The 23,924-nt window shown below is 40.2% G+C and carries 21 protein-coding genes; 19 read left to right on the top strand and 2 right to left on the bottom strand.

Annotation, left to right across the window (positions count from 1 at the left end):
- Positions 1 to 269: 269 nt before the first annotated feature.
- From coxB to C7Y70_RS14210, 4 genes are read left to right on the top strand one after another with little or no spacing between them, the layout of a single operon-like run.
- A complete protein-coding gene (gene coxB, locus C7Y70_RS14225; protein WP_099295528.1) occupies positions 270 to 1,415 on the top strand; it encodes a cytochrome c oxidase subunit II in 1,146 nt (381 codons plus the stop codon).
- Complete coding sequence (ctaD, locus tag C7Y70_RS14220; RefSeq protein ID WP_099295529.1) at positions 1,412 to 3,013, top strand: cytochrome c oxidase subunit I; 1,602 nt, start codon at positions 1,412 to 1,414, stop codon at positions 3,011 to 3,013. Before coxB ends, ctaD begins: the two co-directional genes overlap by 4 nt.
- Positions 3,013 to 3,540, top strand: a complete 528-nt coding sequence (locus C7Y70_RS14215) for a cytochrome c oxidase assembly protein (RefSeq protein WP_135475380.1) — start codon at positions 3,013 to 3,015, stop codon at positions 3,538 to 3,540. The genes ctaD and C7Y70_RS14215 overlap by 1 nt, the downstream gene beginning before the upstream one ends.
- Before the next feature lie 11 nt (positions 3,541 to 3,551).
- Positions 3,552 to 4,427, top strand: a complete 876-nt coding sequence (locus C7Y70_RS14210; protein WP_135475379.1) for a cytochrome c oxidase subunit 3 — start codon at positions 3,552 to 3,554, stop codon at positions 4,425 to 4,427.
- Here the strand turns inward: C7Y70_RS14210 and C7Y70_RS20800 are convergent.
- A complete protein-coding gene (locus C7Y70_RS20800; RefSeq protein ID WP_348631090.1) occupies positions 4,327 to 4,689 on the bottom strand; it encodes a DUF2909 family protein in 363 nt (120 codons plus the stop codon). The two genes, C7Y70_RS14210 and C7Y70_RS20800, sit on opposite strands and share 101 nt — an antisense overlap.
- Between C7Y70_RS20800 and C7Y70_RS14200 the strand changes: the two genes are divergently transcribed.
- From C7Y70_RS14200 to C7Y70_RS14140, 13 genes are all read left to right on the top strand, one after another.
- Positions 4,643 to 5,383 (top strand): SURF1 family protein, encoded by a 741-nt coding sequence (locus C7Y70_RS14200; protein ID WP_135475377.1) that lies wholly within the window; start codon positions 4,643 to 4,645, stop codon positions 5,381 to 5,383. The genes C7Y70_RS20800 and C7Y70_RS14200 overlap by 47 nt on opposite strands.
- A complete protein-coding gene (locus C7Y70_RS14195; protein ID WP_135475376.1) occupies positions 5,380 to 5,874 on the top strand; it encodes a transmembrane cytochrome oxidase associated protein in 495 nt (164 codons plus the stop codon). The genes C7Y70_RS14200 and C7Y70_RS14195 overlap by 4 nt, the downstream gene beginning before the upstream one ends.
- A gap of 21 nt (positions 5,875 to 5,895) precedes the next feature.
- Positions 5,896 to 6,885, top strand: a complete 990-nt coding sequence (locus tag C7Y70_RS14190; RefSeq protein WP_099295535.1) for a COX15/CtaA family protein — start codon at positions 5,896 to 5,898, stop codon at positions 6,883 to 6,885.
- Between the two features lie 9 nt (positions 6,886 to 6,894).
- The gene (gene cyoE, locus C7Y70_RS14185) at positions 6,895 to 7,803 is read left to right on the top strand and encodes a heme o synthase (RefSeq protein WP_099295536.1); all 909 of its coding nucleotides are present in this window, start codon (positions 6,895 to 6,897) and stop codon (positions 7,801 to 7,803) included.
- Positions 7,800 to 8,405, top strand: coding sequence for an SCO family protein (locus C7Y70_RS14180; RefSeq protein WP_237113992.1), 606 nt, complete (start codon positions 7,800 to 7,802; stop codon positions 8,403 to 8,405). Before cyoE ends, C7Y70_RS14180 begins: the two co-directional genes overlap by 4 nt.
- A 169-nt stretch (positions 8,406 to 8,574) precedes the next feature.
- Complete coding sequence (locus tag C7Y70_RS14175; protein WP_099295538.1) at positions 8,575 to 8,847, top strand: STAS domain-containing protein; 273 nt, start codon at positions 8,575 to 8,577, stop codon at positions 8,845 to 8,847.
- Positions 8,848 to 8,856: 9 nt separating this feature from the next.
- Complete coding sequence (locus tag C7Y70_RS14170; RefSeq protein ID WP_058561442.1) at positions 8,857 to 9,219, top strand: response regulator; 363 nt, start codon at positions 8,857 to 8,859, stop codon at positions 9,217 to 9,219.
- Positions 9,220 to 9,234: 15 nt separating this feature from the next.
- The gene (locus C7Y70_RS14165; protein ID WP_135475375.1) at positions 9,235 to 11,319 is read left to right on the top strand and encodes a chemotaxis protein CheA; all 2,085 of its coding nucleotides are present in this window, start codon (positions 9,235 to 9,237) and stop codon (positions 11,317 to 11,319) included.
- Positions 11,316 to 11,801, top strand: coding sequence for a chemotaxis protein CheW (locus tag C7Y70_RS14160; RefSeq protein WP_099295540.1), 486 nt, complete (start codon positions 11,316 to 11,318; stop codon positions 11,799 to 11,801). The genes C7Y70_RS14165 and C7Y70_RS14160 overlap by 4 nt, the downstream gene beginning before the upstream one ends.
- A gap of 40 nt (positions 11,802 to 11,841) precedes the next feature.
- Entirely contained in the window at positions 11,842 to 14,535 is a 2,694-nt protein-coding gene (locus C7Y70_RS14155; RefSeq protein WP_135475374.1) for a methyl-accepting chemotaxis protein, read from the top strand.
- A gap of 373 nt (positions 14,536 to 14,908) precedes the next feature.
- Positions 14,909 to 15,730, top strand: a complete 822-nt coding sequence (locus C7Y70_RS14150; RefSeq protein ID WP_135475373.1) for a protein-glutamate O-methyltransferase — start codon at positions 14,909 to 14,911, stop codon at positions 15,728 to 15,730.
- Entirely contained in the window at positions 15,723 to 16,340 is a 618-nt protein-coding gene (cheD, locus tag C7Y70_RS14145; RefSeq protein WP_099295543.1) for a chemoreceptor glutamine deamidase CheD, read from the top strand. Before C7Y70_RS14150 ends, cheD begins: the two co-directional genes overlap by 8 nt.
- A gap of 9 nt (positions 16,341 to 16,349) precedes the next feature.
- Positions 16,350 to 17,387, top strand: a complete 1,038-nt coding sequence (locus tag C7Y70_RS14140; protein WP_099295544.1) for a chemotaxis response regulator protein-glutamate methylesterase — start codon at positions 16,350 to 16,352, stop codon at positions 17,385 to 17,387.
- Positions 17,388 to 17,431: 44 nt separating this feature from the next.
- Here C7Y70_RS14140 and C7Y70_RS14135 read toward each other — a convergent pair whose 3' ends face one another.
- Positions 17,432 to 18,463 carry a polysaccharide deacetylase family protein gene (locus tag C7Y70_RS14135; protein ID WP_099295545.1) on the bottom strand — a complete coding sequence of 344 codons (1,032 nt, stop codon included), beginning with the start codon at positions 18,461 to 18,463 and terminating at the stop codon, positions 17,432 to 17,434.
- Here C7Y70_RS14135 and dinF point away from each other — a divergent pair.
- Together dinF and C7Y70_RS14125 are read left to right on the top strand one after the other, a co-directional pair.
- Positions 18,440 to 19,774, top strand: coding sequence for an MATE family efflux transporter DinF (dinF, locus tag C7Y70_RS14130; RefSeq protein ID WP_135475372.1), 1,335 nt, complete (start codon positions 18,440 to 18,442; stop codon positions 19,772 to 19,774). The genes C7Y70_RS14135 and dinF overlap by 24 nt on opposite strands.
- A 107-nt stretch (positions 19,775 to 19,881) precedes the next feature.
- Positions 19,882 to 23,895 (top strand): two-component regulator propeller domain-containing protein, encoded by a 4,014-nt coding sequence (locus tag C7Y70_RS14125; RefSeq protein WP_135475371.1) that lies wholly within the window; start codon positions 19,882 to 19,884, stop codon positions 23,893 to 23,895.
- The last annotated feature ends 29 nt before the right edge of the window (positions 23,896 to 23,924 follow it).

Raw genomic sequence — 23,924 nt, 5'->3', positions numbered from 1 at the left:
CTTACACTATTTCCCAAAAACAAAATAACGCCCTGATTTAACATTGTTATTTTTGCACCAAAATAGAATTTTATTTACCTTAAAACTTGCTAATTGTTTATTTTTTAACTAATTGGTTAATACGCTGTGTTAATTAGTGATCTTTTTGCCCTATGGCGTCAAAAGACATAAATAGCATCAGTAACAATAAAAAATAACGAATTGGCGCGAATAAAGCAGTGCCGCCTCTTCGCTTTGCGTCTTGCAATAGCATCAAAAGGAGCTGTCACATGGGTAAATTGAGCTCTACCTTGTGGCTTATATTACTAATGCTTCCGCAGCAATTATTGGCAAACAGCCAATTTAATATGCGCGAAGGTGTAACCGATATAAGTAATAATGTTTATCAACTGCACATGACAATTTTTATAATATGTTGTGTGATTGGGGTGATTGTATTTGCCGTTATGTTTTGGGCATTAATACATCATCGTAAATCGAAAGGGGCGGTACCTGCCCAATTTCATGAAAGTACAAAAGTCGAAATACTTTGGACGGCAATTCCCTTTGTCATTCTTATAGCCATGGCAGTACCAGCTACTAAAACTTTAATCGCAATGGAGGATGCCAGCAAAGCTGACATCACTATCAAAGTGACGGGGTCGCAGTGGAAATGGCATTATGAATACATGGGAGAGGATGTTGATTTTTATTCTATTCTTTCAACACCAAGTGACCAAATTGCAAATCAAGCTGAAAAAACGGATACCTATCTACTTGAGGTTGATAAACCTTTAGTGCTACCAATTAACAAAAAAATTCGTTTTTTAATGACCTCTGATGACGTTATTCATTCATGGTGGGTGCCTGACTTTGCTGTTAAGAAGGATGCTAATCCAGGCTTTATCAATGAGACATGGACCCGAATTAATGAAGAGGGTATTTACCGAGGTCAATGCGCTGAACTTTGCGGCAAGGACCACGGTTTTATGCCCGTCGTAGTAGAGGCCAAGTCTGAGGCAGACTTTGATGTTTGGTTAGCCAACGCTAAGCAAGCTAAGCAACAAGCCGCAGCTGCTGATGCTGCACTATTAGACCAAACCCTACCAAAAGAAGAACTTATGGTACTTGGTGAGCAAGTATACATGGCCAGTTGTGCTGCCTGCCATCAACCCACAGGCATGGGGTTACCAGGTGTTTTCCCTGCTCTGAAAGGAAGCCCTATCGTATTGGGAGATATTAAAGATCACATCGATATTGTTGTACATGGTAGCCCAGGTACAGCTATGCAGGCGTTTGTAAAACAACTATCAATTAAACAGCTTGCCGCTGTTATTACCTATAAACGTAACGCATGGGGTAACAATACAGGTGAAGTAGTTCAGCCAAGTGATATTCAGGCATGGATTGATGAAACTGCGGAGGCTAAGCCATGAGTAGCATAACAGACGAGCATAACAACGACGCTGCGCATCACGATGCAGGACATCATCAGCCTGCAAAGGGCTTTAAACGTTGGTTGTTTACAACTAATCATAAAGACATTGGTAGTTTATATTTAATATTTTCACTCACCATGTTTTTAATTGGTGGTGCGATGGCCATGGTGATCCGCGCTGAATTATTTCAGCCTGGTTTACAGTTAGTCGACCCTCATTTTTTTAATCAAATGACCACAGTTCACGGTTTAATTATGGTGTTTGGTGCAGTAATGCCAGCATTTACTGGATTGGCAAACTGGATGGTGCCATTAATGATTGGCGCGCCGGACATGGCCCTACCTAGAATGAATAACTGGAGCTTTTGGATTTTACCTTTCGCGTTTTTGATTTTGTTAGCATCGTTGTTTATGCCAGGCGGTGGCCCTGCATTTGGGTGGACATTCTATGCGCCGCTTTCAACAACGTATAGCAATGATAATACCGCTCTATTTGTGTTTGCGGTGCATATAATGGGCATTAGCTCCATTATGGGTGCCATCAACGTGGTTGTCACTATCGTTAATATGCGCGCACCTGGCATGACGTGGATGAAGCTTCCGTTATTTGTTTGGACGTGGTTGATCACAGCGTTTTTATTGATTGCAGTAATGCCTGTGTTAGCCGGTGCGGTCACCATGGTGTTAACGGATAAATACTTCGCAACCAGCTTTTTTGATGCTGCTGGAGGGGGAGACCCGGTTATGTTCCAGCATATTTTCTGGTTCTTCGGCCACCCTGAAGTGTATATCATGATACTCCCTGCATTTGGCATTATTTCGACGATAGTTCCAACCTTTTCCCGTAAAAAACTCTTTGGCTACGCCTCTATGGTGTATGCAACTTCTTCGATTGCGCTGCTAAGCTTTATTGTTTGGGCACATCACATGTTTACCACAGGCATGCCCGTTGCAGCAGAGCTATTCTTTATGTATGCAACGATGTTGATATCGGTGCCTACTGGGGTAAAAGTGTTTAACTGGGTAGCCACTATGTGGCGAGGATCGATTAGTTTTGAAGTGCCCATGTTGTTCAGTATTGCGTTTATTGTGCTGTTCACTCTGGGTGGCTTCTCAGGCTTGATGTTAGCTATTACACCTGCTGATTTTCAGTATCACGACACGTATTTTGTGGTGGCACATTTTCATTATGTGTTAGTGACCGGAGCCGTATTCTCGATAATGGCGGGGGCATACTATTGGCTGCCAAAGTGGACGGGTAATATGTTTAATATCACCTTGGCAAAGTGGCACTTTTGGCTATCTTTGGTGAGTGTAAACGTGTTGTTCTTCCCAATGCATTTTGTGGGACTGGCTGGTATGCCAAGGCGGATCCCAGATTACGCGCTGCAATTTGCTGACTTTAACGCGATTATTAGTATTGGCGGCTTTGCCTTTGGCTTGTCACAGTTATTGTTTGTTGTTGTGGTTTATAAGTGTGCAAAAGGCGGTGACAAAGTGCCAGCAAAAGTGTGGGATGGCGCAGAGGGGTTAGAGTGGGAAGTCCCATCACCAGCGCCTTATCATACCTTTGATACGCCACCGGAGATTAAATAATGACGCATGCACCTTTGCTTAAACGGCTGGTATTAATATGCATAGGCATGTTTGCTTTCGCTTTTGCTTTGGTGCCTTTATATGATGTTTTTTGCGATATCACTGGCTTAAATGGTAAGCCCTCTCTAGAGCAAGCACAGCAAAGTAAAACCATTACGGATAACCGCGAAGTTGATGTGAGCTTTACAACACATGCTCAAAGTGGCGCGCCGTTTGAAGTGAAATCACATGAATACAGTGTGGTGGTAAAACCTGGTGCAATGCGAGAAGTATTATTTAAGGCAAAAAACCTCAGTAACCAAGACAAAGTTATGCAAGCAGTTCCCTCCGTATCACCGGGTAAAGCAGCTAAGTACCTACATAAAATGGCGTGTTTTTGTTTTGACCAACAGCCGCTAAAAGCGGGAGAAGAGGTTGAGTTTAAACTCCTTTTTTATGTCGATGCTGAGCTCCCAAGTGATGTTGAAGAGCTAACTTTATCATACACCGTGTTTGATATTAGTAGTCAATTTTTGGCTAGTAATTAGGAGCAAGTAAGATGAATCAAAACTACGAAAAATATTATGTGCCTGATCAAAGCCCTTGGCCAATTGTGGGTGCTGTCGCGATGTTTTTGATCGCTGTAGGTGCTGCGCTAACGGTCATGCAAGCGAGCGAAGAGGGCGGTAATGGACATTACATATTGTACGGTGGCATTGCTATTTTACTCTATATGTTATTCAGCTGGTTTAAAAATGTGATTGAAGAGTCGCATCAAGGCTTGTATTCAGCCCAAATGGATCGATCATTTCGTCAAGGGATGAGTTGGTTTATTTTCTCTGAAGTAATGTTTTTCATGGCTTTCTTTGGTGCATTATTTTATGCCCGAATGATATCTGTTCCTTGGTTAGGGGGCGCAGGTAACAATGCGATGACTAATGAGGTGCTATGGCCAACGTTTGAAGCTGTATGGCCATTAGTAACTACGCCAGCCGGTGATACAACACAAGCAATGGGGTGGCTTGGGCTACCTTTAATAAATACAGTAATATTGCTTATCTCATCTGTGACGCTGCATTTTGCCCATGTGGCAATGGAAAACAATAAACGAGGCCCGTTAAAAGTCTTTTTAGGCGCCACTATTTTATTAGGGGTTGTGTTTTTAGGCTTACAGGTTGAAGAGTATATCCATGCTTATCAAGATCTAGGATTAATCTTAGACTCAGGTGTTTATGGCAATACGTTCTTCTTGCTAACAGGGTTCCATGGCATGCATGTGACTTTGGGTACAATTATTTTATTAGTTGTATTCTTTAGAATTTTAAAAGGCCATTTTAGTCCCAAAAAGCATTTTGCTTTTCAAGCTGCTGCTTGGTACTGGCATTTTGTTGATGTGGTTTGGTTGTGTTTATTTGTGTTTGTATATGTGTTGTAGGGTTTGCATTTGGGTTGATAAAACCAAGTTTGAACGCGGCAATAACAACAACAAGTACAACAACTGAAAATAACACGCGACGGCCTAAATAATGAGACATAGGCCGTCCTTTATCACGACCAGAAACCATAATAAATAGCGCACGAAATAAGTTAAAAAGTATAAACAATAACAACAGTACAATAATAATTTTTATAATCACTGGGTTCACCTTTATGCAGTTAGTTTTATGGCGTAAACAAAAGCTTAGCTCAATTTTCATCGTTTGCGTGGTGTTAGTTGTGGTATTCGTTTGTTTGCGTTTGAGTTATTGGCAAATACAGCGTGCACAGGCAAAGTCGTTGCAACTTGCACATATTGATAGTGTGCAAGACCAAGGGGTTATGCAATGGTCTAACGTGCAAGCATTACCAGCTACCTGGAATAAAACTGGCATCAAAGTCACTCTTACAGGTCAAGTCGCAAGTCAGTATTATTGGTTGTTGGATAATCAAATATACCAAGGACAAGTGGGCTACGATGTGCTTACTTTATTTACACCCATAGACAGTAAAACCCCCATTGTCGTTAATTTGGGGTGGATAAAAGCGCCACTTACACGTCAACAGCTCCCATCCGTTAATCTGCCAAAGCAACCTATTGAAATGACAGTGCAATTAAAGCAAGGAAAACTATCAGGTTTTACTTTAGAAAATAGTGATGCAGTCCAGTCAGATGGTTGGCCTAAGCGAATTCAAAATATTGATTTAGACATTTTTTCTAAACAAACAGGAACGTTGATGGCTGATTTTATTGGTTATCGGCAAGGCGCAGGCGATGAGCTAGGTATACCGCATTACCAAGCTGTTGTAATGAGCCCGCAAAAACATTATGGCTATGCAGTGCAGTGGCTATTAATTGGTTTAGCATGCGTTGGGGTTGCTGTATTTGCAAGCAAAAAGAAGGATTTAAAATGAAAAACAAACCGATGGTTATTTTTGTTGGATGCTGTTTAGTGCCTTTGATAATGGCCTACCTGGCACTCAAGTTTGAGTGGATCTCACCCGCTATAAGTAACAATGGTGAATTTTTAACAACAGAGATCAAACTCAAGCAGTGGCGAGAAACAGAACACAAACAATGGACAATTGCACTTAATCACCCACAGCAATGCTCGCAAGCGTGTGCTGAGCAATTAAGTGCACTGGATAATTTATATGTCGCACTGGGTAAAAATCAGGGCAAAGTAGACATGGTGATTTTAGGAGAACCAAAAGACACCGCAACACCGTGGCGACAATTAGCAGAAACAGATCAGCTTGAGCCTGCAAGTTTATATCTAATTGATCACATGGGGTTAGTTGTTTTGCATTACCCATATAAGCAAGAACCACAACAAAACCGTTTAACACAAAAGGGGCTATTAAAAGACTTAAAGAAGTTACTCAATTATTCGCGCTCAAGCTAATGCCATTAAAAGGGGCTGATGATGTATAAAAATTATAAAAACTTAGTAGTAGCAACCTTCTTTTTATCTATTGTGGTTGTAGGATTAGGCGCTTATACGCGCTTAAGTGATGCAGGGTTGGGTTGCCCTGACTGGCCAGGTTGTTATGGCTTTTTGACAGTACCAAAACATGAAGCGGATTTAGCACATGTTGAACAAACTTACCCAGATATGATGTTTGAAACCGCAAAAGCATGGAAAGAAATGATCCATCGCTATTTTGCTGGCAGCCTAGGGGTATTGATTTTAGCGCTATTTATTTTCGCGTTCATTCAACGTAAGCACTCAAAATCCCCCGTTAAATTACCCTTTTTTTTATTAGTGTTAGTTATATTTCAAGCAGCGTTAGGCATGTGGACTGTAACAATGAATCTGCAGCCCCTTATTGTAATGGGCCACTTATTAGGCGGCTTTAGTATTTTGTCATTAGTCGCTTTGTTGTATTTAAGGCTAACCGCTAAACCTATAGCAGGAGGAGATGCGCCTGCACGACGTCATTTTAACTTGAGCCTAGTCGCATTGGTTGTATTGGTTATTCAAATTGCATTAGGGGGATGGCTGGCGGCAAATTATGCCGCACCACATTGCAACGGGTTACCACTGTGTAGTTATGGGCAACCCTTTTCTCTAAGTAGTGTGTTTCAACTTCCGTTAGAACACAGTACGTATGAATATGGCGTGCTGTCACAGCAAGCAAGAATGTCGATTCACTTATTGCATCGAATTTGGGCTTTAGTGACGTGTGTTGTGCTTGCGCTCGTAATGTGGCGAATTTATAGCCATGCCTTATCAGCAAAAATTAAACATTGCACGATCACTGTATTGGTTGCGTTAGTGTGTCAAATAAGTTTAGGGCTGGCTGTTGTGCATTGGCATTTTCCATTAGGGGTAGCGCTGGCACATAATTTAATGGCTGCCATACTATTAATTACGCTTATTCGTTTATGTTTCTATTTAAAAGCACGTAGCTAGGAGGCTGTTATGGCACAATCATTAACAATAACAAAAGTCACACCTCACCAACTGTCCGATTTATTAAAAGATTATTTGGCAATTAGTAAATTTAAAGTAGTGGCAATGCTGGTTTTAACTGCTTGGGTGGGCCTGGCACTTGCCCCTGATGTGGGCCGAGGGGTTGCTGTACAATTTATTAGTTTATTGGGCATAGGTCTGTTATCAGCAGCCGCTGCGGTAATAAACCATGTAGTTGATAGCGAAATTGATAGCAAAATGGCACGTACGCGTCATCGCCCAGTGGCGAAAGGGCGTTTATCAAAACGGCACGCTCTTTCTTTTGCAGCAGTCATTGGTGTGAGCGGTTTTGTTATGCTGGTTATGTGGGCTAATCTGCTTACCGCTGTACTAACACTTTTTGCGCTGGTGGGTTATGCCTTTATTTATACGTCGTTTTTAAAACGGGCTACACCACAAAATATAGTTATTGGTGGGCTTGCCGGTGCAATGCCCCCTTTATTAGGTTGGGTGTCTGAAACAGGCCAAATGGCGGCTGCACCTTGGTTATTAGTGATGATAATATTTACGTGGACGCCGCCTCATTTTTGGGCATTAGCCATTGCACGAAAAAGTGACTATGAACGTGCTAAAATCCCTATGCTGCCCGTTACACATGGTATTGAATTTAGTAAAACGTGTGTCATCGCTTATTCTATTTTATTAGCATTAGTGTGTGTACTACCGTATTTAATAGGCATGTCTGGAGAGATTTACTTAACCGCTTCTAGCTTATTAAACGCAGTCTTCATTTATAAAGCGATTAAATTAAAAGTAGCACCTGAAGAGGGAACTGCGATGGATCTATTTCGTTTTTCAATTATCCATTTGATGTTACTCTTCATAGCCTTATTTGCTGATAAATGGCTAGTTATATGAAAATATGGGTAACGGTGGTTTTATGTTTTTTATTATTGGTAGGTTGTAGTGATAAGAGCAAGCCAAACGTAGATGCATTAGTTTATGAAACTGCAAAACCACTCAGTGAATTTTCATTAAATGATCAACACAATAGTGAAGTGACAAACGCTAATTTTGAGGGGCAATGGAACCTCGTATTTCTGGGATATACCAGTTGCCCAGATATTTGCCCACTCACGTTAGCAAAACTAAACGCAGTCCATAAATCACTGAGTGATCAGTACGCATTGCAAATATGGTTTTTATCAGTGGATCCCAAACGTGATACTGCCAAGAAAAGAAAAGCCTACATAGATTATTTTAATCCTAACTTTTTAGCCGTATCAGGAGAGCATAAAGCACTGTTCCCGTTTGTCAGGGAGCTTGGGCTTATTTATGCCATTAGTGATAGTACAGAACAAGAATACGCCGTAGATCATAGCGCATCAGTTGCATTGGTTGATTCAACTGGGGCTGTAAGGGCAATATTCAAACCTGAGTTTAAGCAAGGAAGTGTGCCCCTGATAAACACCAAAAAAATGCTTAAGGAATTTAAAATAATTGCAGATTATTACGAATAAACACGCGATAAATTGGGCGTATAAAATATAAAAGGAGCGAATAGCTCCTTTTTTGTTTTCAGGCGGTTGGAAAACTAATTTACTCTTTTTTTGATGCATTTATGGCATTTTCGGTAAGTCCGTCTAAGCTTTTGTAATGAATTGGTAAAACACGCAAAGCACAAAGTATATGATCAAACTTCCAGCGGAATTAGCGATTAACCAAGTTGAAATCTTACACCAAGATTTATTAAATGAATTAAGCGGCAATGATGATGTTTGTTTAGATATAAGCGATGTTACTCGTGCTGATACAGCGTCAGTTCAATTACTTTGTTCTTTACAAAAACATTTACTATCAGTGCAGCATAAAATTATTTGGGTTGGCCAAAGTGATGCGCTAAAAAGTGTTATTACCCAGTTGGGTTTAAGTGAATATTTAGTACTCGATAATGCAGATTAAGGAGTTTATATGAAAAGAATTTTAGCTGTGGATGACTCTGCGTCGATGCGTCAAATGGTTGGCTTTACATTAAAAAAAGCAGGATTTGATGTGACGGAAGCGAAAGATGGAAGCGAAGCTTTAAGTATTGCCAAGCAGCAAGGTTTTGATGCCGTTATTTCGGATGTAAATATGCCCGTAATGGACGGTATTACTTTAATACGAGAATTACGCACTCTCCCGAATTATAAATTTACCCCATTATTGATGCTTACTACAGAGTCTGGAATGGATAAGAAAGTAGAAGGCAAAGCTGCAGGTGCGACGGGTTGGATAGTCAAACCTTTTAACCCTGAGCAATTATTAGCAGTATTAAAAAAAGTGATTCGCTAATCTAGGGAGCGGGGCATGAGTATAGATTTAAGTCAATTTTTTGAAGTTTTTTTCGAAGAAAGCTTTGAAGGCTTGGATGCCATGGAAGCAGAATTACTAAATTTAGTTCCCGGCGAAGAAGATTCAGAAGCGATAAACACAATATTTCGTGCTGCGCATTCAATTAAAGGAGGCAGTGGTACATTTGGTTTTAACTCGGTCGCAGATTTTACACATGTATTAGAAACGCTTTTGGATCAAATTCGTGATGGATCTCGCCCTCTTACCGCCGAGCACGTCAATTTATTACTTAAGTCTATCGATTGTTTGCGAGCTTTATTAAGTGCCTTGCAAGCAGAGCAAGAGCCAGACCTAAGCGAATCTATAGAGTTACGTAAAAAGTTCGAACACATCCTTGAACTGGATGAAAGCTCAAATGATGAATCAACAAATAGCTCTGAACCGCACGCAGAGTTAAATACATTTCAAATTGACTTTAAGCCACATCATCACCTATTTAAAACAGGCAATGAGCCACTTTATATGGTGAGTGAACTCGCCGAACTCGGTGATTTAGACGTAGTTGTTTTTCATAACGAAGTACCTGACATTAAGGAGCTTGCACCGGATGATTGTTATTTATCATGGCGTTTTTTCCTTAATACCGAAAAACCTGAAACTGCAATAAAAGAAGTATTTGAGTGGGTGGAAGATGATGCAGATATCACCATAAGTCTATGCGGAGGTTTATTTGAAGATTTAGACGAAAACCCTGTTGAAAGCGAAGATAAGAAAGAATCTCAACCAGCTGATACTTCAGCCAAAGCGGCAACGGCAGTCAAAGCTAAACCTAGCACCTCTGCAAAAGTTCAAAGTTCAGGGGCATCATCTTCAGAGTCAACCTCTATACGTGTGGGGATAGATAAAGTTGATTCGTTAATCAACATGGTAGGCGAGCTTGTCATCACACAAGCAATGTTAAGCCAGCTTGGCGAACAGGAAGTTACAGAAGCAACGTTTGCTTCCTTACAAGAAGGGTTAGCGCAATTAGCTCACAACACTCGAGATCTCCAAGAGAGCGTAATGGGCATTCGAATGTTGCCAATCAGTTTTGTATTTAGCCGATTTCCTCGGTTGGTTAGAGACATTTCGCAAAAATTAAATAAGCAAGTTGAATTGAAATTACTGGGTGAACAAACTGAGCTTGATAAAACGGTAATGGAAAAAATATCAGACCCAATGGTGCATTTAGTTAGAAACTCCCTTGACCATGGTTTAGAAACGGTTGATCAAAGAATAGCCGCAGGAAAAGACCCTGTTGGTGTTGTAACACTAAATGCATTTCACCAAGGCGGCAACATTGTTATTGAAATTATGGATGATGGCCAAGGACTTAATACGCAAAAAATAAAAGAAAAAGCGATTGCTAATGGGGTGATTTCTGAGACAGACGAGTTATCAGATAAAGAAATAAATGAGCTTATTTTTGTAGCAGGGTTTTCTACTGCCGACGCGGTGAGTGACTTATCAGGCCGAGGGGTAGGTATGGATGTCGTGAGGCGTAATATAGAGTCACTTAACGGCTCTGTAGAAGTGGCATCAGCGCCTGGCGTAGGTTCAACATTTACGATTCGATTACCGCTAACACTTGCGATTTTGGATGGACAACTCGTTAAAGTTGCAAAGCATACTTATATTATCCCACTTATTTCGATTGTAGAGTCGTTACAGATTGATGTAACAAAAGTGAGCCGAGTAGGTAAAGACCTTGATGTATTAAGACTTCGTGATGAGTACATCCCTATTTTGCGGTTGTACAACATTTTTAAACATCAAGGAGCGATTGAAACATTAGATAAAACGCTATTAGTCGTAGTGGAGAGTGACAACCAAAAAATTGGACTGTTGGTGGATGATTTATTATCACAGCAGCAAGTGGTCATTAAAAGCTTAGAAGCCAATTATCAGAAAGTTGATGGTGTCTCAGGTGCCACAATTTTAGGTGATGGCAGAGTGTCACTGATAGTAGATATTAGCGGATTAATAAAAATGTCAGGGCTCAGAAAGCCAGGTAGCCAAGAATTAATTATTGAATCGCAAGCTAATTTGGAGGCGTCATGAGCGCTTTGCTGAATGAGTTAAATAGTAATTTGACCCTTGAAGAAGAGCAAGGGGTTAGGCAATTTTTAACTTTTATTATGGCCGAAGAAGAGTATGGGGTTGATATTTTAACGGTGAAAGAAATCCGCAGTTGGGAAGAAATAACCGTTATACCTAATGCTCCAGATTATGTTCAAGGAGTCATTAATATTCGAGGCACCATAGTACCAATTTTAGATTTGCGATTGCGATTTGGTTTGCCAAGAATCGAATATGGCGCACTCACAGTCGTGATTGTGATAAAGGTTGATTTAGGACAGAAAACAAAAATAATGGGTATGGTTGTTGATGCGGTATCTGATGTTTATAGCATTATCGAAAAAAACGCCAAAATGGTTCCAACATTTACAGATTCAGATAATTCAGAATTTGTTGCAGGACTGGTTAATGTTGGTGAAAAGATGGTTGCGTTATTAGATCTGAAAAAAACGATGGATATTTAACTGTTCATTTTAGTTAATGAAGCAATAAAAGGTGATGGGCATGGGGTGGTTTAGTAATTCAAAGCAGCCAAAATCAGAAAATGATTTAGTAATAGCTGCATTAAAAAAATCATTGGCTGCTATTGAGTTCGAGCCAAACGGCACAGTGATAACAGCAAATAATAACTTTTTAGATATGATGGGTTATCGCCTAGAAGAGTTACAAGGCCGAAATCACAGTGTATTTATTGCTAATGAAACACAAGAAAATCAAAGTGAAGCGATTTGGCAACGAGTGAAAAGCGGTGAGCCAATTAACGGTGAATTTAGCTTTTTAGCCAATGATGAAAAGATAGTTTGGCTTCAGGCAAATTACAGCCCTGTTATAGATGAGCAGGGAAATGTTACTAAAATAGTTCTACTCGCATCAGATATTACTGCTCTTAAAAAAGAGACTGTGGACGCCACAAGTAAAGTACAAGCCATTAATAGGTCTCAAGCGGTTATCGAATTCAACTTAGATGGCATCATTATTACGGCTAATGATAATTTTTTAGCGACCGTCGGCTATAGCTTATCTGAAATACAAGGCAAGCATCACAGTCTGTTTGTTGATCCTAATTACGCTAAGACAGAAGAATATCAGAAATTCTGGCAGAAACTGGGTAATGGGCATTTTGATTCAGGTGAGTATTTGCGTTTAGGCAAAGGAGGGAAAAAAGTTTGGATCCAAGCGTCATACAATCCAATTTTTGACCAAAATGGCAACCCTGTTAAAGTGATTAAGTATGCGAGCGACATTTCTGAGCAAAAAGAAATATCTGAAAAAGCGCGTATTAGTGCTGATTTAGCAAGCGCATTAAAAGTGTGCCAAGCCAATGTAATGATTGCAGATAATGACCTTAAAATTATTTTTGTGAATGAAGAAGTTAAAAAAATGCTCAGTGCTAGAGAAGCACAATTAAAGACTGTGCTACCTAGTTTCTCTGTCGCTGATTTAATTGGTACTTGTGTTGATGACTTTCACAAGCAAGCATCTCATCAGCGTCAGCTTTTAAAAGACCTTAAGCAACCTCATCATGCTCGTTTAACATTAGCAGGACTTATTTTTGAGCTGATTGCAACGCCATGGATAAATGATGATGGCAAACGGTTAGGTACAATTGTTGAGTGGCAAGATATAACGCAGAGCGAGCAAAAAGCGCAAGAAGAGAAAAAGAATGCGCAAGAGAATTTACGTGTTCGTCGCGCTTTAGATCGAGTAGCTACAAATACAATGATTGCTGATACGGGCAACAATATTATATACCTCAACGAATCTGTTAAGAATATGATGCGTATTGCAGAATCAGATTTACGTAAAGATTTACCGAACTTTAACTGTAATGATTTATTAGGCCAAAATATAGATGTATTCCATAAAAATCCATCGCATCAAAGGGGGTTATTAAATACCTTAACGGATACGTATAGCGCGGAAATTGTAGTTGGGGGAAGAACATTTGGCTTGGTGGCAAATCCTATATTCACACCAGAAAACGAAAGAATAGGCACTGTTGTTGAATGGGAGGACAGAACCGGTGAGGTTGCCATAGAGAAGGAAGTCAATGACCTTGTAAAGGCTGCAGGGCGTGGTGATTTAGACCAACGAATTAGCGAGCAAGATAAAGATGGCTTCTTTAAGCGCTTAGCCGTTGGCTTAAATAGCTTAGTTAGTATCGTAGACGATGCAGTTTCAGATACTGCTCTGATGCTCAGTGCAATGGCTACAGGGGATCTATCAAAACGTATTGAGCAGGATTATCAAGGCTCTTTTGATAAGCTTAAAAAAGACGCAAATGCCACGGCTGATAAACTCACAGAAGTGATGCATCGGATAAACTCATCGGCGACCTTGGTTGCAAGTGGTGCAGAGGAAATTTCGCAGGGCAACACCGATTTAAGTCAGCGCACAGAAGAGCAAGCATCTTCATTAGAAGAAACCGCTTCAAGCATGGAAGAGATGACAAGTACCGTGCGTCAAAACGCTGACAATGCAAAAATAGCGAATGGATTGGCCGAAGAAACCCGCGACAAAGCATTAGAAGGCGGTGAGGTTGTTAACCGAGCTGTAGCGAGTATGTCAGCAATTAATGAATCGAGTAAAAAGATTGCAGATATTATTAGTGTGATTGACGAAATCGCCTTTCAAACCAATTTACTTGCACTGAATGCGGCAGTGGAAGCGGCTCGAGCGGGTGAGCAAGGCCGTGGTTTTGCTGTTGTAGCTGGTGAAGTGCGAAATCTAGCACAACGCTCAGCGGGTGCAGCGAAAGAGATTAAAGAATTAATTAGAGACAGTGTCGGTAAAGTAGAAGACGGTACATTGTTAGTGAATGAGTCAGGTGCAACGCTGCAAGATATTGTCAGCTCAGTGCAAAAAGTAACGGAAATGATTTCTGATATTGCAGAAGCGTCAGTTGAGCAGAGCTCCGGCATTGAGCAAGTTAATAAAGCGATTTCGCAAATGGATGAAATGACGCAGCAAAATGCAGCATTAGTTGAAGAGGCATCAGCAGCGGGAGAGTCGATGTCAGAGCAGGCAAACGATATGCGCCGCTTACTCACCTTCTTTTCTCTGAATCAACAAGAGGCACCACTTAAAACAGAGCCTCCTGTCCTTGAACCAATGCCAACATTGCATACTAGTAAAGTAAGAAGTGCTCCTAGAGGTAATGACTTTGCTGATTCATCAGATGAGTGGGAAGAGTTTTAAATAGGTTATGTGCTAGTTAATTAGTAAAGCTGTTTGGATATTGATCCTAAGAGGGTTTCATATATTGCGACCCTCATTCCTTTTATACAGTTTTAAGCCCTATTAACTATTTATGCCGTGCTTAGGTGGTCCTGTCTCGTTATGTCGCAGCTACCTTGTATATAATACCAATCCGCAATAATACTTAATCATTTTGCGGGGCTAGACGTGTCGCTACCTGCGTTAAAAAATTCTCATTTAGGATATCTAAATAGCGAATTTTTGCCTTGCTATCAACACGTTTTTCTACCCTCAAAATAGGTCACTTAATTAAGCGAATTGGTATAAATGGATTTTGACACTAATTTAGTTTTCTAAAGTGCGGGAATGTTCAATGAAAGAATTTTTGCTGACAGATAATGATTTTAAGACTATTGCCAAACTAGTCTATGATGCATGCGGGATTGTGCTCGGTGATCATAAGCGAGAAATGGTTTATTCACGCTTAGCACGACGTATTCGATCTTTGCAGTTAAATAATTTTAAGCAGTATTTAGCCTATTTAGAAGCACATGAAGAGCAAGAATTTAGCGATTTTATTAATGCAATAACGACTAACCTCACTTCCTTTTTTCGCGAATCACATCATTTCGATTATTTAAAGTCAGATATTATCCCCAAGCTATTACTATCTAATAGGTCAACAAAAAGAGTGAGAGTGTGGTCTGCTGGCTGCTCGACTGGAGAAGAACCTTACACATTAGCAATGACCTTAGATGGTGTTTTCCCTAGCGATTGGGATGTAAAAATTTTAGCGACCGATTTAGATTCTAATGTATTAAATAAGGCACAACTGGGCAGCTATACCGCGGCGAATGTAAATGGCCTTGAGTCGCACCATTTAAAGCGCTGGTTTTTGAAAAGCAAAGATGGTGAAACGTTTAAAGTGAAGCCTGAGTTACAAAAAAAAGTGCATTTTAAGCGGCTTAACTTATTGCAAAAGTGGCCTATGAAAGGTTCATTTGATGTGATTTTTTGCCGAAATGTGGTTATTTACTTTGATAAAGAAACAAAAGATCAACTGTTTAAACGCTACTGTGACATTTTAGCCCCCCGAGGCCATTTATTTTTAGGTCATTCAGAAAGTATGGGTAAGGAGCACAGTGAATTTAGAAACCTAGGTAAAACAATGTATCAAAAGGTGGCTAATGAGTAACCAATTTAAAACCGTGCTGCCTGGTTTTGAGCACGTAAAGCGGTTCTGGGATGCTGGACAGCAACATGTAGTTGCAAAGGTATTACCGGGTGAGTTTTATGTATCCAAAAATGACGAATTAATTAGTACTGTATTAGGTTCATGTATTGCTGCGTGTGTCTACGATGATAAATTAGGGATTGGTGGTATGAATCATTTTATGCTGCCTGCAGAGAAAGGAGTTGAGCAAGCAAATGCGCACAGCTTAAACTGTCGTTATGGTAATTGGGCAATGGAATTTTTAATTAATGAAGTGCTGAAAAATGGAGGCTCTCGCAGTAACTTAAAAATTAAATTGTTTGGTGGTGGAAAAATTATTCGTTCTATGACAGACATAGGCTTAGGTAATATTCGTTTTGCCTATTCCTATGTGCAGGAAGAGAAGCTTGACCTTGTTTCCCATGATGTGGGGGGGCCTTGGCCTAGAAAGGTCAACTTTAATCCTCAGACGGGTAGGGCACAAGTTAAAAAATTACGAGAAATGCACAGCGATGCATTAGAAAAGCGTGAAGTGCGCTACTTGCATGATATTGAAAAACAAGACTCGAATACAGATATCGAGCTGTTTTAGGAGTTCTTCATGATCAAAGTTTTAGTTATTGATGATTCACCCTTGATAAGGAGAATATTAACAGATATTTTGTGCGAGCCAGCCGATATGGAGGTTGTTGGGTGTGCAGCAGATCCCTATCAAGCACGAGAAATGATCAAGCAGTTAAAGCCTGATGTATTAACGCTCGATGTTGAAATGCCTAAAATGGACGGCATTAGTTTTTTAAAAAACTTAATGCGGTTACGTCCAATGCCCGTCGTTATGATCTCAACATTAACTCAGAAAGGTTCCCCTGTTACTTTAGAGGCATTAGAGATTGGCGCTGTTGACTTTATAGCTAAGCCCACTGTCAATTTATCGGAGCAATTTAACCAATATGCGGCGGTGCTGCAGCAAAAAGTGCGTACAGCGGCAAGCGCAAGAGTACGTCCGTGCAAACCTTCAAGTAACCAGGTTATAGAACCTAGCGTAATTTCAAACTTTAATGTTTCTGCTATTTTAGCCATTGGCGCATCAACAGGTGGAACGGAAGCGATTAAAGAAGTGTTGATTAGGATGCCTAAAAATTGCCCTCCTATTGTAATTACACAACATATTCCGCCTGTATTTAGCAGCTCGTTTGCTCTAAGAATGGATAAAACTTGCACAATTAATGTTAAAGAAGCTGAGCATGGAGATAAGTTGGCAGCAGGTTGGGCATTCATAGCTCCAGGAGGTAAGCACCTGAGTGTAGTAAAGCGTGGTAGCCATTTAATCTGTCACTTAGATGAGTCGGCTGCTATTAATCGCCATCGCCCTGCTGTCGATGTGCTGTTTAACTCACTAGTAAACATACATCCTAAAAATACCGTGGCGGCATTACTTACAGGTATGGGTAATGATGGCGCCAAAGGGTTATTAGCGCTCAAGGGCTGTGGGGCTTATACAATTGCACAAGATGAACTCACATCAGTCGTGTGGGGGATGCCAAAAGCGGCTATTGAATTGGGGGCTGCTGATGATGTTTTGCCACTAGAAAAAGTGGCAGAGCATCTATTGAAAAAAGCGCAAAAACAGCTTAAATAAGTAACTTGAGCTTTATGCTCTTAGCTCAAGTTAACCCATTTTGTTTACTCTGTAAGTACCCATGGTTGAGAAAACCAGTAATAGCTTCCTTTATGTGTCTTTGATGGAGCTGTGCAGTTAAACCGCGAGCGACCTAAATTTAACTTTTTAGGAGAGTTTACTTTTACTGTATCAGCTGTAACCCAATCTAGCTGAGCTTGTCCAACACCAGACACGTAACAGGCTAATTGACTTTTATGAAAGTCACCCATTTCAAATTGAATACTGATGATAGGTGGATTTTCGTTAGTTACGCTATCAGAGTATGTAAGCGCTTTAATTGTAAATGGGCGAGAGCTAAGTTTGGTTTTGAGAGTATCCAATTTGCTATAAAATCCCGATGCTGGAAAGCGTGGCAGGCGGGTAAAATCAGAGTTTACGCCAATGGCTCCTGAGTGTTGGCCAATGCCAATAAAACCAAGGCTTTTTACCAACTCTTGAAGCTGGTTATTGAACTCACCATAAGGATAAGCTAAATATTTAAAATCATGACCAATTTCCTCTTTAATGCGCTTTTGCGAAAATAAAATATCGTCTTTTATTCGTGCTTTCCATTGCGCGTCGTTTTCACCACTTTGGCGTTGGTGCAGGTAATCGTGCTGTGAGCTGTGATTGCTGATCAGCGCCCCTTTTTTGGCAAGCTCTCTAAGTTTATCCCAGCCCATAACATACCCTTTGCCTTCATCAATCAATTTTGGGTTTACAAAAATGGTATAAGGGTAATTAAATGCTTCAAGTATAGGAGCGGCTTGGTCATAATTGTTGTTGTAACCATCATCAAAAGTAATTGCGACCGTTTTATCAGGTAAGCTTTTGCCTTGTTGTAAAGAGTTTACTAATTCATTTAATGGAATCACATTAAAGTCATGTTGTTTAAGGTAGCTTAAATGGGCTTCAAAGTTTTTAGCACTGATGCTAGTAACTGCGGGCAGCGTTTCGCTAACATGATGATACTGTAAAATAATCGCGCTTTTTACAGAAAACGATAGGTAAAAAAGGATAAATAAAACACAGTGAAACAATTTCTTAAAGTTCATAAAGCACACCATAAAAGCTTGTTGTTATTAGCGGGTCCGATGATCTTATCAAATATAACCGTGCCACTGTTAGGAATAGTTGATACAGCTGTCATTGGGCATTTAGGGAGTGCGCATTATCTTGCAGGTATAGCACTGGGCGCGACAGTCATTTCATTATTGTTTTGGCTGGCAGGCTTTTTAAGAATGAGTACCACAGGCTTGGTTGCTCAAGCGTATGGCAGTCAGGATAAAGCACTGCTGGCAAGCTTATTAAAACGCAGTTTATTGTTAGCCCTTGTTGTTGCGTTTACTTTACTTGCTGCATCACCGTGGATAAAAGATTTAATTGCGTATTTATCAGGGTCCAGTGATGCAGTGCTAGAGCAGGCGTATATTTATTTTGATATTCGTATTTTTAGTGCGCCCGCTGCGTTATGTAATTTGGTTTTATTGGCGTGGATGTTGGGCGTGCATTACGGCCGAGGACCTTTTTATTTACTGTTAGCAACTAATATTACTAATATTGTGCTCGATATTTATTTCGTTGTTTACTTAGATTGGCAAGTGGCGGGCGCGGCATGGGCCTCAGTGATTGCAGATTATACCGCGTTCATATTTGCTGCTGTTTTGGTTTTAAATTTAGCCGCTAAAAAGTCGGTGCCATTGTTTATTAGTGGTTGGTTTAGTGCTTCGCAGATGGTGGCATTACTAAGTTTAAACCGTGATATTTTTATTCGCTCTCTTATTTTGCAGTTGTGTTTTAGCTTTATGACCTTTTATGCGGCGCGTATAGGCGATATAACCTTGGCTGCAAATGCTGTATTGCTTAACTTTTTAATGCTGGTGAGCTTTGCTCTTGACGGAGTTGCTTATGCAAGCGAGGCAAAGGTCGGTCAAGCTAAGGGTCAAAATAGTGAACGCAAAATACACTTATGGGTTAAAGTTAGTTTATTTTGGGGAGCAATGTTTGCTTTAGCATATAGTGTATTCTTTGCCTTATTAGGAAAGCACATTATCGCTTTACTAACTGATGTACCTGAGGTTATTGCTACCGCTACACTGTACTTGCCTTGGCTTGTCGTGTTGCCCGTTGCGGCAATGAGTTGTTTTTTATTTGATGGTGTATTTGTTGGGTTAACGCGGGCAAAAGACATGCGCAATAGTATGTTATTGTCAGCGAGTGTCGGCTTTGCGGGCGTATTTTTGGTTTTTCACTCTTGGCAAAATCATGGTTTATGGCTAGCAATGACCTGCTTTATGCTCTTAAGAGGTATTACATTAATTGTACGTTATAGGCAGCTAAAGAAAGCGGGGTGCTTACTTCACTAAGTATTCAATACGGGTAACTTTGCTTTAATCACATTTAATTACGTGTGTAAATAAAAAGTATCGGCTAAGCTTTATCTATATGGAATGAGTAGAGTAAAGGGTTTTTGATGCGGTTAAAGCTAGGGTTTTTACTTGGTGTATTAATCTTACTCAAATTAAGTAATGCCTTAGCGGCTTTTGAGCATTACACAATAGAAGATGGCTTGTCTCAAAGTATAGTGTTTAGCATAGAGCAAGATGAACTTGGTTTTATGTGGTTTGCAACACAAGATGGTTTAAACCGTTTTGATGGGGACCGTTTCGAAGTGTTTAAGGCTTCGGATAAAAATAGTAATTCGTTGGCAAACAATTACATTTACCCATTATCCCTAGATAATCAAAATCAGTTAGTTATTGGCACGCGCTATGGGGGGGTTAATCAGTTAAACTTATTTAATTACGCTTTTTCTACTCCTTTGTTAAATGAAAAGCGCATTACTGCACTACTCCTTTATGAAAAATGGCTGTTTGTTGGTACGTTTGACGGTGTTGTGTATCGTATAAACCGTGACTCATCAAAAATTGATACGCTCGTCGATAATCTAAAAAAGCCGATTTACGCACTTGAAAAAATAGATAATATTCTATGGATTGGCAGTAATGGTAGCGGTTTAACCCACTATGATTTACAAACCGACACCTTATTGCCAGCTATGTTAGAAGACATCTTTAAAGCTGAGCCTATCTATCCAAGTATTTATGCCATTAAGCAAGATGCTAATGCTCACGTATGGATTGCAACCCAAGGAGGCGGCGCTTATAAAATCGATTTAACAAAACGGATATTTACCAATTGGCGCCATGGTGAACAAGATCTTGAGAGCATTTCAAGTAACCAAATCCGTGATATTGAATTCGATGAGCAAGGCCGAACTTGGTTTGCAACACGTGGTGGTGGCGTCAGTATTTATCACCAGCAAACACAGCGCTTCACTCATTTAAAACATGACCCTTTTGATCGCTACAGCTTAGCGCATAATCGTGTGTACAGTGTATTTAAAGATCAATCAGGTATTATGTGGTTTGGTACAGCGAATGGTATTAGCAAGTTAGATCCAGCCTCGTTGAGCTTTACTAAATTACGTAAACCAGCCCCTCTATCTAGTAATGATGCTTGGGCTCTTCATGAAGACTCTAAGCAGCGGCTGTGGTATGGGAGTTGGGGGGCCGGTATTGATATCCTTGATAAAAACTTTAACCGTGTAGACCACCTAGATAAACATTCATCCCCAATAGCATTATCAAGCAACGCAATCAAAGTCATTACCCAAGATGGGTTAGGCAATACGTGGATTGGAACGTGGGAGCGCGGCATTAATGTTATCACCAAACAAGGTGAATTGATCGCATATCATGCAGAGGAGGGGGAGCATGGGTTGTATGAGAATAGTATCTATAGCTTATTAGCCGATAGTAACAACAATGTATGGGTGGGAACGAATGGTGGGGGGTTATTCAAATTTGATATTCAATCGCAAAAATTTATTAGCTACAGTAAGCCGCAACCCAATACAACTTTGCTCATTGATGCCCCAAGAGTGACCAGCCTTTATCACGGGCAAAATAATGAGCTTTGGATTGCGACAGATGGCTTTGGTGCTTATAAGTATAATACCGAGTTAGATTCCCTCTCCCATTTTACAAAGCGTCCTTCAGGCGAAGGGTTAAGCCACAATACAGTTCGAGCATTCTTACTACGTGATAATGGAGATATGTGGCTGGCAACCTCTAATGGGGTCAATATTATAAAAGCAGGCACAGGGCAAATTACACACATCGGGTTGGATGATGGCTTACCTAACCAAGTTGTATATGGTTTGGTTGCACAAGGCGAGGAATCGGTTTGGCTCAGTACTAACAATGGCCTTGCTAAAGTTAATAGCTCGACTGGCCTCATTAGGCACTTTAAAGCAAAAGATGGCATTCAAGGAAATGAGTTTAATGCAGGGGCGTATCTCAAAACGCGGCAAGGAAAAGTCATTTTTGGCGGAACACAAGGCCTAACCGTTTTTTCGTCCGATGAATACCAACCTCAACTACCTGCTAAACTAGCATTAACCAAGCTAAAGTTTGATGACCAGCCTCTACGCAACAGCATGGGTAGCCAATTAGGTATGCATTATGAGGTTGAGAAAAATCGTCAACTGGAGATCCCTCACTCAGTAAAGCGTATTTCGCTTGCCGTTAACCTTTTGCACTTCTCAGAACCTAAAACCAATGTCTATCGCTATCGATTAATTGGCTTTGAACAACAATGGCGTTCAGCGAAAGGAGCAAGCCTTTCGATTGATTATACAAATTTACCGGCAGGAAATTATCAGCTTGTTGTTGAAGCAAATTCACATTTAGGTGGGAAAGCACTCGCTCCGTTGATGTTAAACCTACATGTACTTACTCCGTGGTGGCAAAGCTCATTGGCTTATTTTATTTATTGCCTCTTGTGTGCAATATTTGTTTGGATATGTATTAGTCTATGGACACAGCGATTACGTAATCAAAAGAGTGAACTAGAGCGTTGCGTGGTATTAAGAACCCAAGAGATTGAGTCGCAAAAGTCAGTGATTGAAAAGCAAGCTACTGCGCTTGGGCACACGTTAGAAAGCAAAGTTCGCTTCTTTACTCATGCATCCCATGAACTACGAACCCCGCTTAGCTTGCTTGTTGCACCAACACAGGCATTGTTAACGAATGAGAGTAACCCTAATAAAAGAGCTAATCTGGATTTAATTTTGCGCAATTCACGACGGCTAGAGGGATTAGTAGATAAGTTACTTACGTTAACGCGCTTTGATCAAAGCAATGATGAAGAACTAAAAACTATTTCATTGTCGGCAATAGCCAGAGAGGTTGCTGAGCAGTTTAGTGTGTTAGGTGAGCAAGATATTGTGTTCGAATATGATATTGAAGAAGCTCTTTATATCCACGCTAGCAGAGAAGGGTTAATCACAATATTTAATAACCTGCTAAGCAATGCATTCAAATTTACTACACAAGGTAGAGTTGAGTTAAAGGTTTATGCTTTGCAGCAACAGGCAGTAATAGAGTTTAAAGACACTGGACGGGGTATTGCTGAGGTGGAAGCCAGTAAAGTCTATGATTTGTTCTACCGAACAGCAGGCAATACAAATGTAGAAGGCAGCGGTGTAGGCTTATCTATTGTTAAAAAGCTCGTAGATAAATACGCTGGACAAATTGAGCTACAAAGTACATTGCTCAAAGGCACTCAATTTAGTGTTAAATTCGCTCTGGTTTGTGCTCCTAAGCAATTGCAAAGTCAACATAATCTTCAAATCAAAACTAAGCAACATCTTAACGAAGATGATTTGGCAACCGTGTTAGTTGCTGAAGATAATGATGAATTAAGGCATTACCTTTACAATGAGTTAGCTGCTAAATATCAGGTGCTGATGGCCAGTAATGGTAAAGTTGCGATGGAATTAATGCAAAAGCATGTACCTGATTTATTAATTACAGATTTGATGATGCCAAAAATGGACGGATTTGCTCTATTAAAAGAAGCGCATAACTGTCGTATTACTTGCCATATTCCGGCTATTATTTTAACCGCTAAAGGCGATCACGAAAGCCGCTTAAAAGGACTTAATCATTTTGCGCTCGATGTCATTACTAAGCCTTTTGACCGTGATGAGCTATTGGTTAAAGTCGATAATTGGATTGCATGGATAAATACATATCATCAACATACTCCACATGAGATTCAAGCTGAATCAACAAAAAGTGGTACGGTGAATCGAGATCCCAAAGACACACAATTATTAGTTAATTTAAATGCGTTTCTAGATCTACATTACTCGGATACGCAGCTGACGGTGCCACGTTGCGCAAAAGAGTTAGCGCTTAGTGAACGTCAATTTCAGCGAAAATTGAAAGTGCTTATTAACCTTTCCCCAACTGAGTTCATCCGAGATTTTCGTCTTACTAAGGCTGCAGACTTATTACTGCAGGGTCGGCAGATAAATTTAGTAATAGAAGATGTCGGTTTTACCTCGCGTTCTTATTTTTCTAAGGCCTTTAAAGCTAAATATGGGATGACAGCAAAGGAGTATCAGTTATCTAATTAGTTGAAAGTTATTACTTTGTCGTGTGAGGA

The organism is Pseudoalteromonas sp. KS88 (assembly GCF_004766475.1).
Lineage (GTDB): Bacteria > Pseudomonadota > Gammaproteobacteria > Enterobacterales > Alteromonadaceae > Pseudoalteromonas.
The sequence above is the reverse complement of the archived record's forward strand: the minus strand, read 5'-3'. Positions and strand labels throughout refer to the sequence as shown.

Excerpts from the sequence above, each read along its gene's own strand:
- coxB (WP_099295528.1), top strand. The coding sequence starts at position 270 with ATGGGTAAATTGAGCTCTACCTTGTGGCTTATATTACTAATGCTTCCG.
- ctaD (WP_099295529.1), top strand. The coding sequence starts at position 1,412 with ATGAGTAGCATAACAGACGAGCATAACAACGACGCTGCGCATCACGAT.
- C7Y70_RS14215 (WP_135475380.1), top strand. The coding sequence starts at position 3,013 with ATGACGCATGCACCTTTGCTTAAACGGCTGGTATTAATATGCATAGGC.
- C7Y70_RS14210 (WP_135475379.1), top strand. The coding sequence starts at position 3,552 with ATGAATCAAAACTACGAAAAATATTATGTGCCTGATCAAAGCCCTTGG.
- C7Y70_RS14200 (WP_135475377.1), top strand. The coding sequence starts at position 4,643 with ATGCAGTTAGTTTTATGGCGTAAACAAAAGCTTAGCTCAATTTTCATC.
- C7Y70_RS20800 (WP_348631090.1), bottom strand. The coding sequence starts at position 4,689 with ATGAAAATTGAGCTAAGCTTTTGTTTACGCCATAAAACTAACTGCATA.
- C7Y70_RS14195 (WP_135475376.1), top strand. The coding sequence starts at position 5,380 with ATGAAAAACAAACCGATGGTTATTTTTGTTGGATGCTGTTTAGTGCCT.
- C7Y70_RS14190 (WP_099295535.1), top strand. The coding sequence starts at position 5,896 with ATGTATAAAAATTATAAAAACTTAGTAGTAGCAACCTTCTTTTTATCT.
- cyoE (WP_099295536.1), top strand. The coding sequence starts at position 6,895 with ATGGCACAATCATTAACAATAACAAAAGTCACACCTCACCAACTGTCC.
- C7Y70_RS14180 (WP_237113992.1), top strand. The coding sequence starts at position 7,800 with ATGAAAATATGGGTAACGGTGGTTTTATGTTTTTTATTATTGGTAGGT.
- C7Y70_RS14175 (WP_099295538.1), top strand. The coding sequence starts at position 8,575 with ATGATCAAACTTCCAGCGGAATTAGCGATTAACCAAGTTGAAATCTTA.
- C7Y70_RS14170 (WP_058561442.1), top strand. The coding sequence starts at position 8,857 with ATGAAAAGAATTTTAGCTGTGGATGACTCTGCGTCGATGCGTCAAATG.
- C7Y70_RS14165 (WP_135475375.1), top strand. The coding sequence starts at position 9,235 with ATGAGTATAGATTTAAGTCAATTTTTTGAAGTTTTTTTCGAAGAAAGC.
- C7Y70_RS14160 (WP_099295540.1), top strand. The coding sequence starts at position 11,316 with ATGAGCGCTTTGCTGAATGAGTTAAATAGTAATTTGACCCTTGAAGAA.
- C7Y70_RS14155 (WP_135475374.1), top strand. The coding sequence starts at position 11,842 with ATGGGGTGGTTTAGTAATTCAAAGCAGCCAAAATCAGAAAATGATTTA.
- C7Y70_RS14150 (WP_135475373.1), top strand. The coding sequence starts at position 14,909 with ATGAAAGAATTTTTGCTGACAGATAATGATTTTAAGACTATTGCCAAA.
- cheD (WP_099295543.1), top strand. The coding sequence starts at position 15,723 with ATGAGTAACCAATTTAAAACCGTGCTGCCTGGTTTTGAGCACGTAAAG.
- C7Y70_RS14140 (WP_099295544.1), top strand. The coding sequence starts at position 16,350 with ATGATCAAAGTTTTAGTTATTGATGATTCACCCTTGATAAGGAGAATA.
- C7Y70_RS14135 (WP_099295545.1), bottom strand. The coding sequence starts at position 18,463 with ATGAACTTTAAGAAATTGTTTCACTGTGTTTTATTTATCCTTTTTTAC.
- C7Y70_RS14125 (WP_135475371.1), top strand. The coding sequence starts at position 19,882 with ATGCGGTTAAAGCTAGGGTTTTTACTTGGTGTATTAATCTTACTCAAA.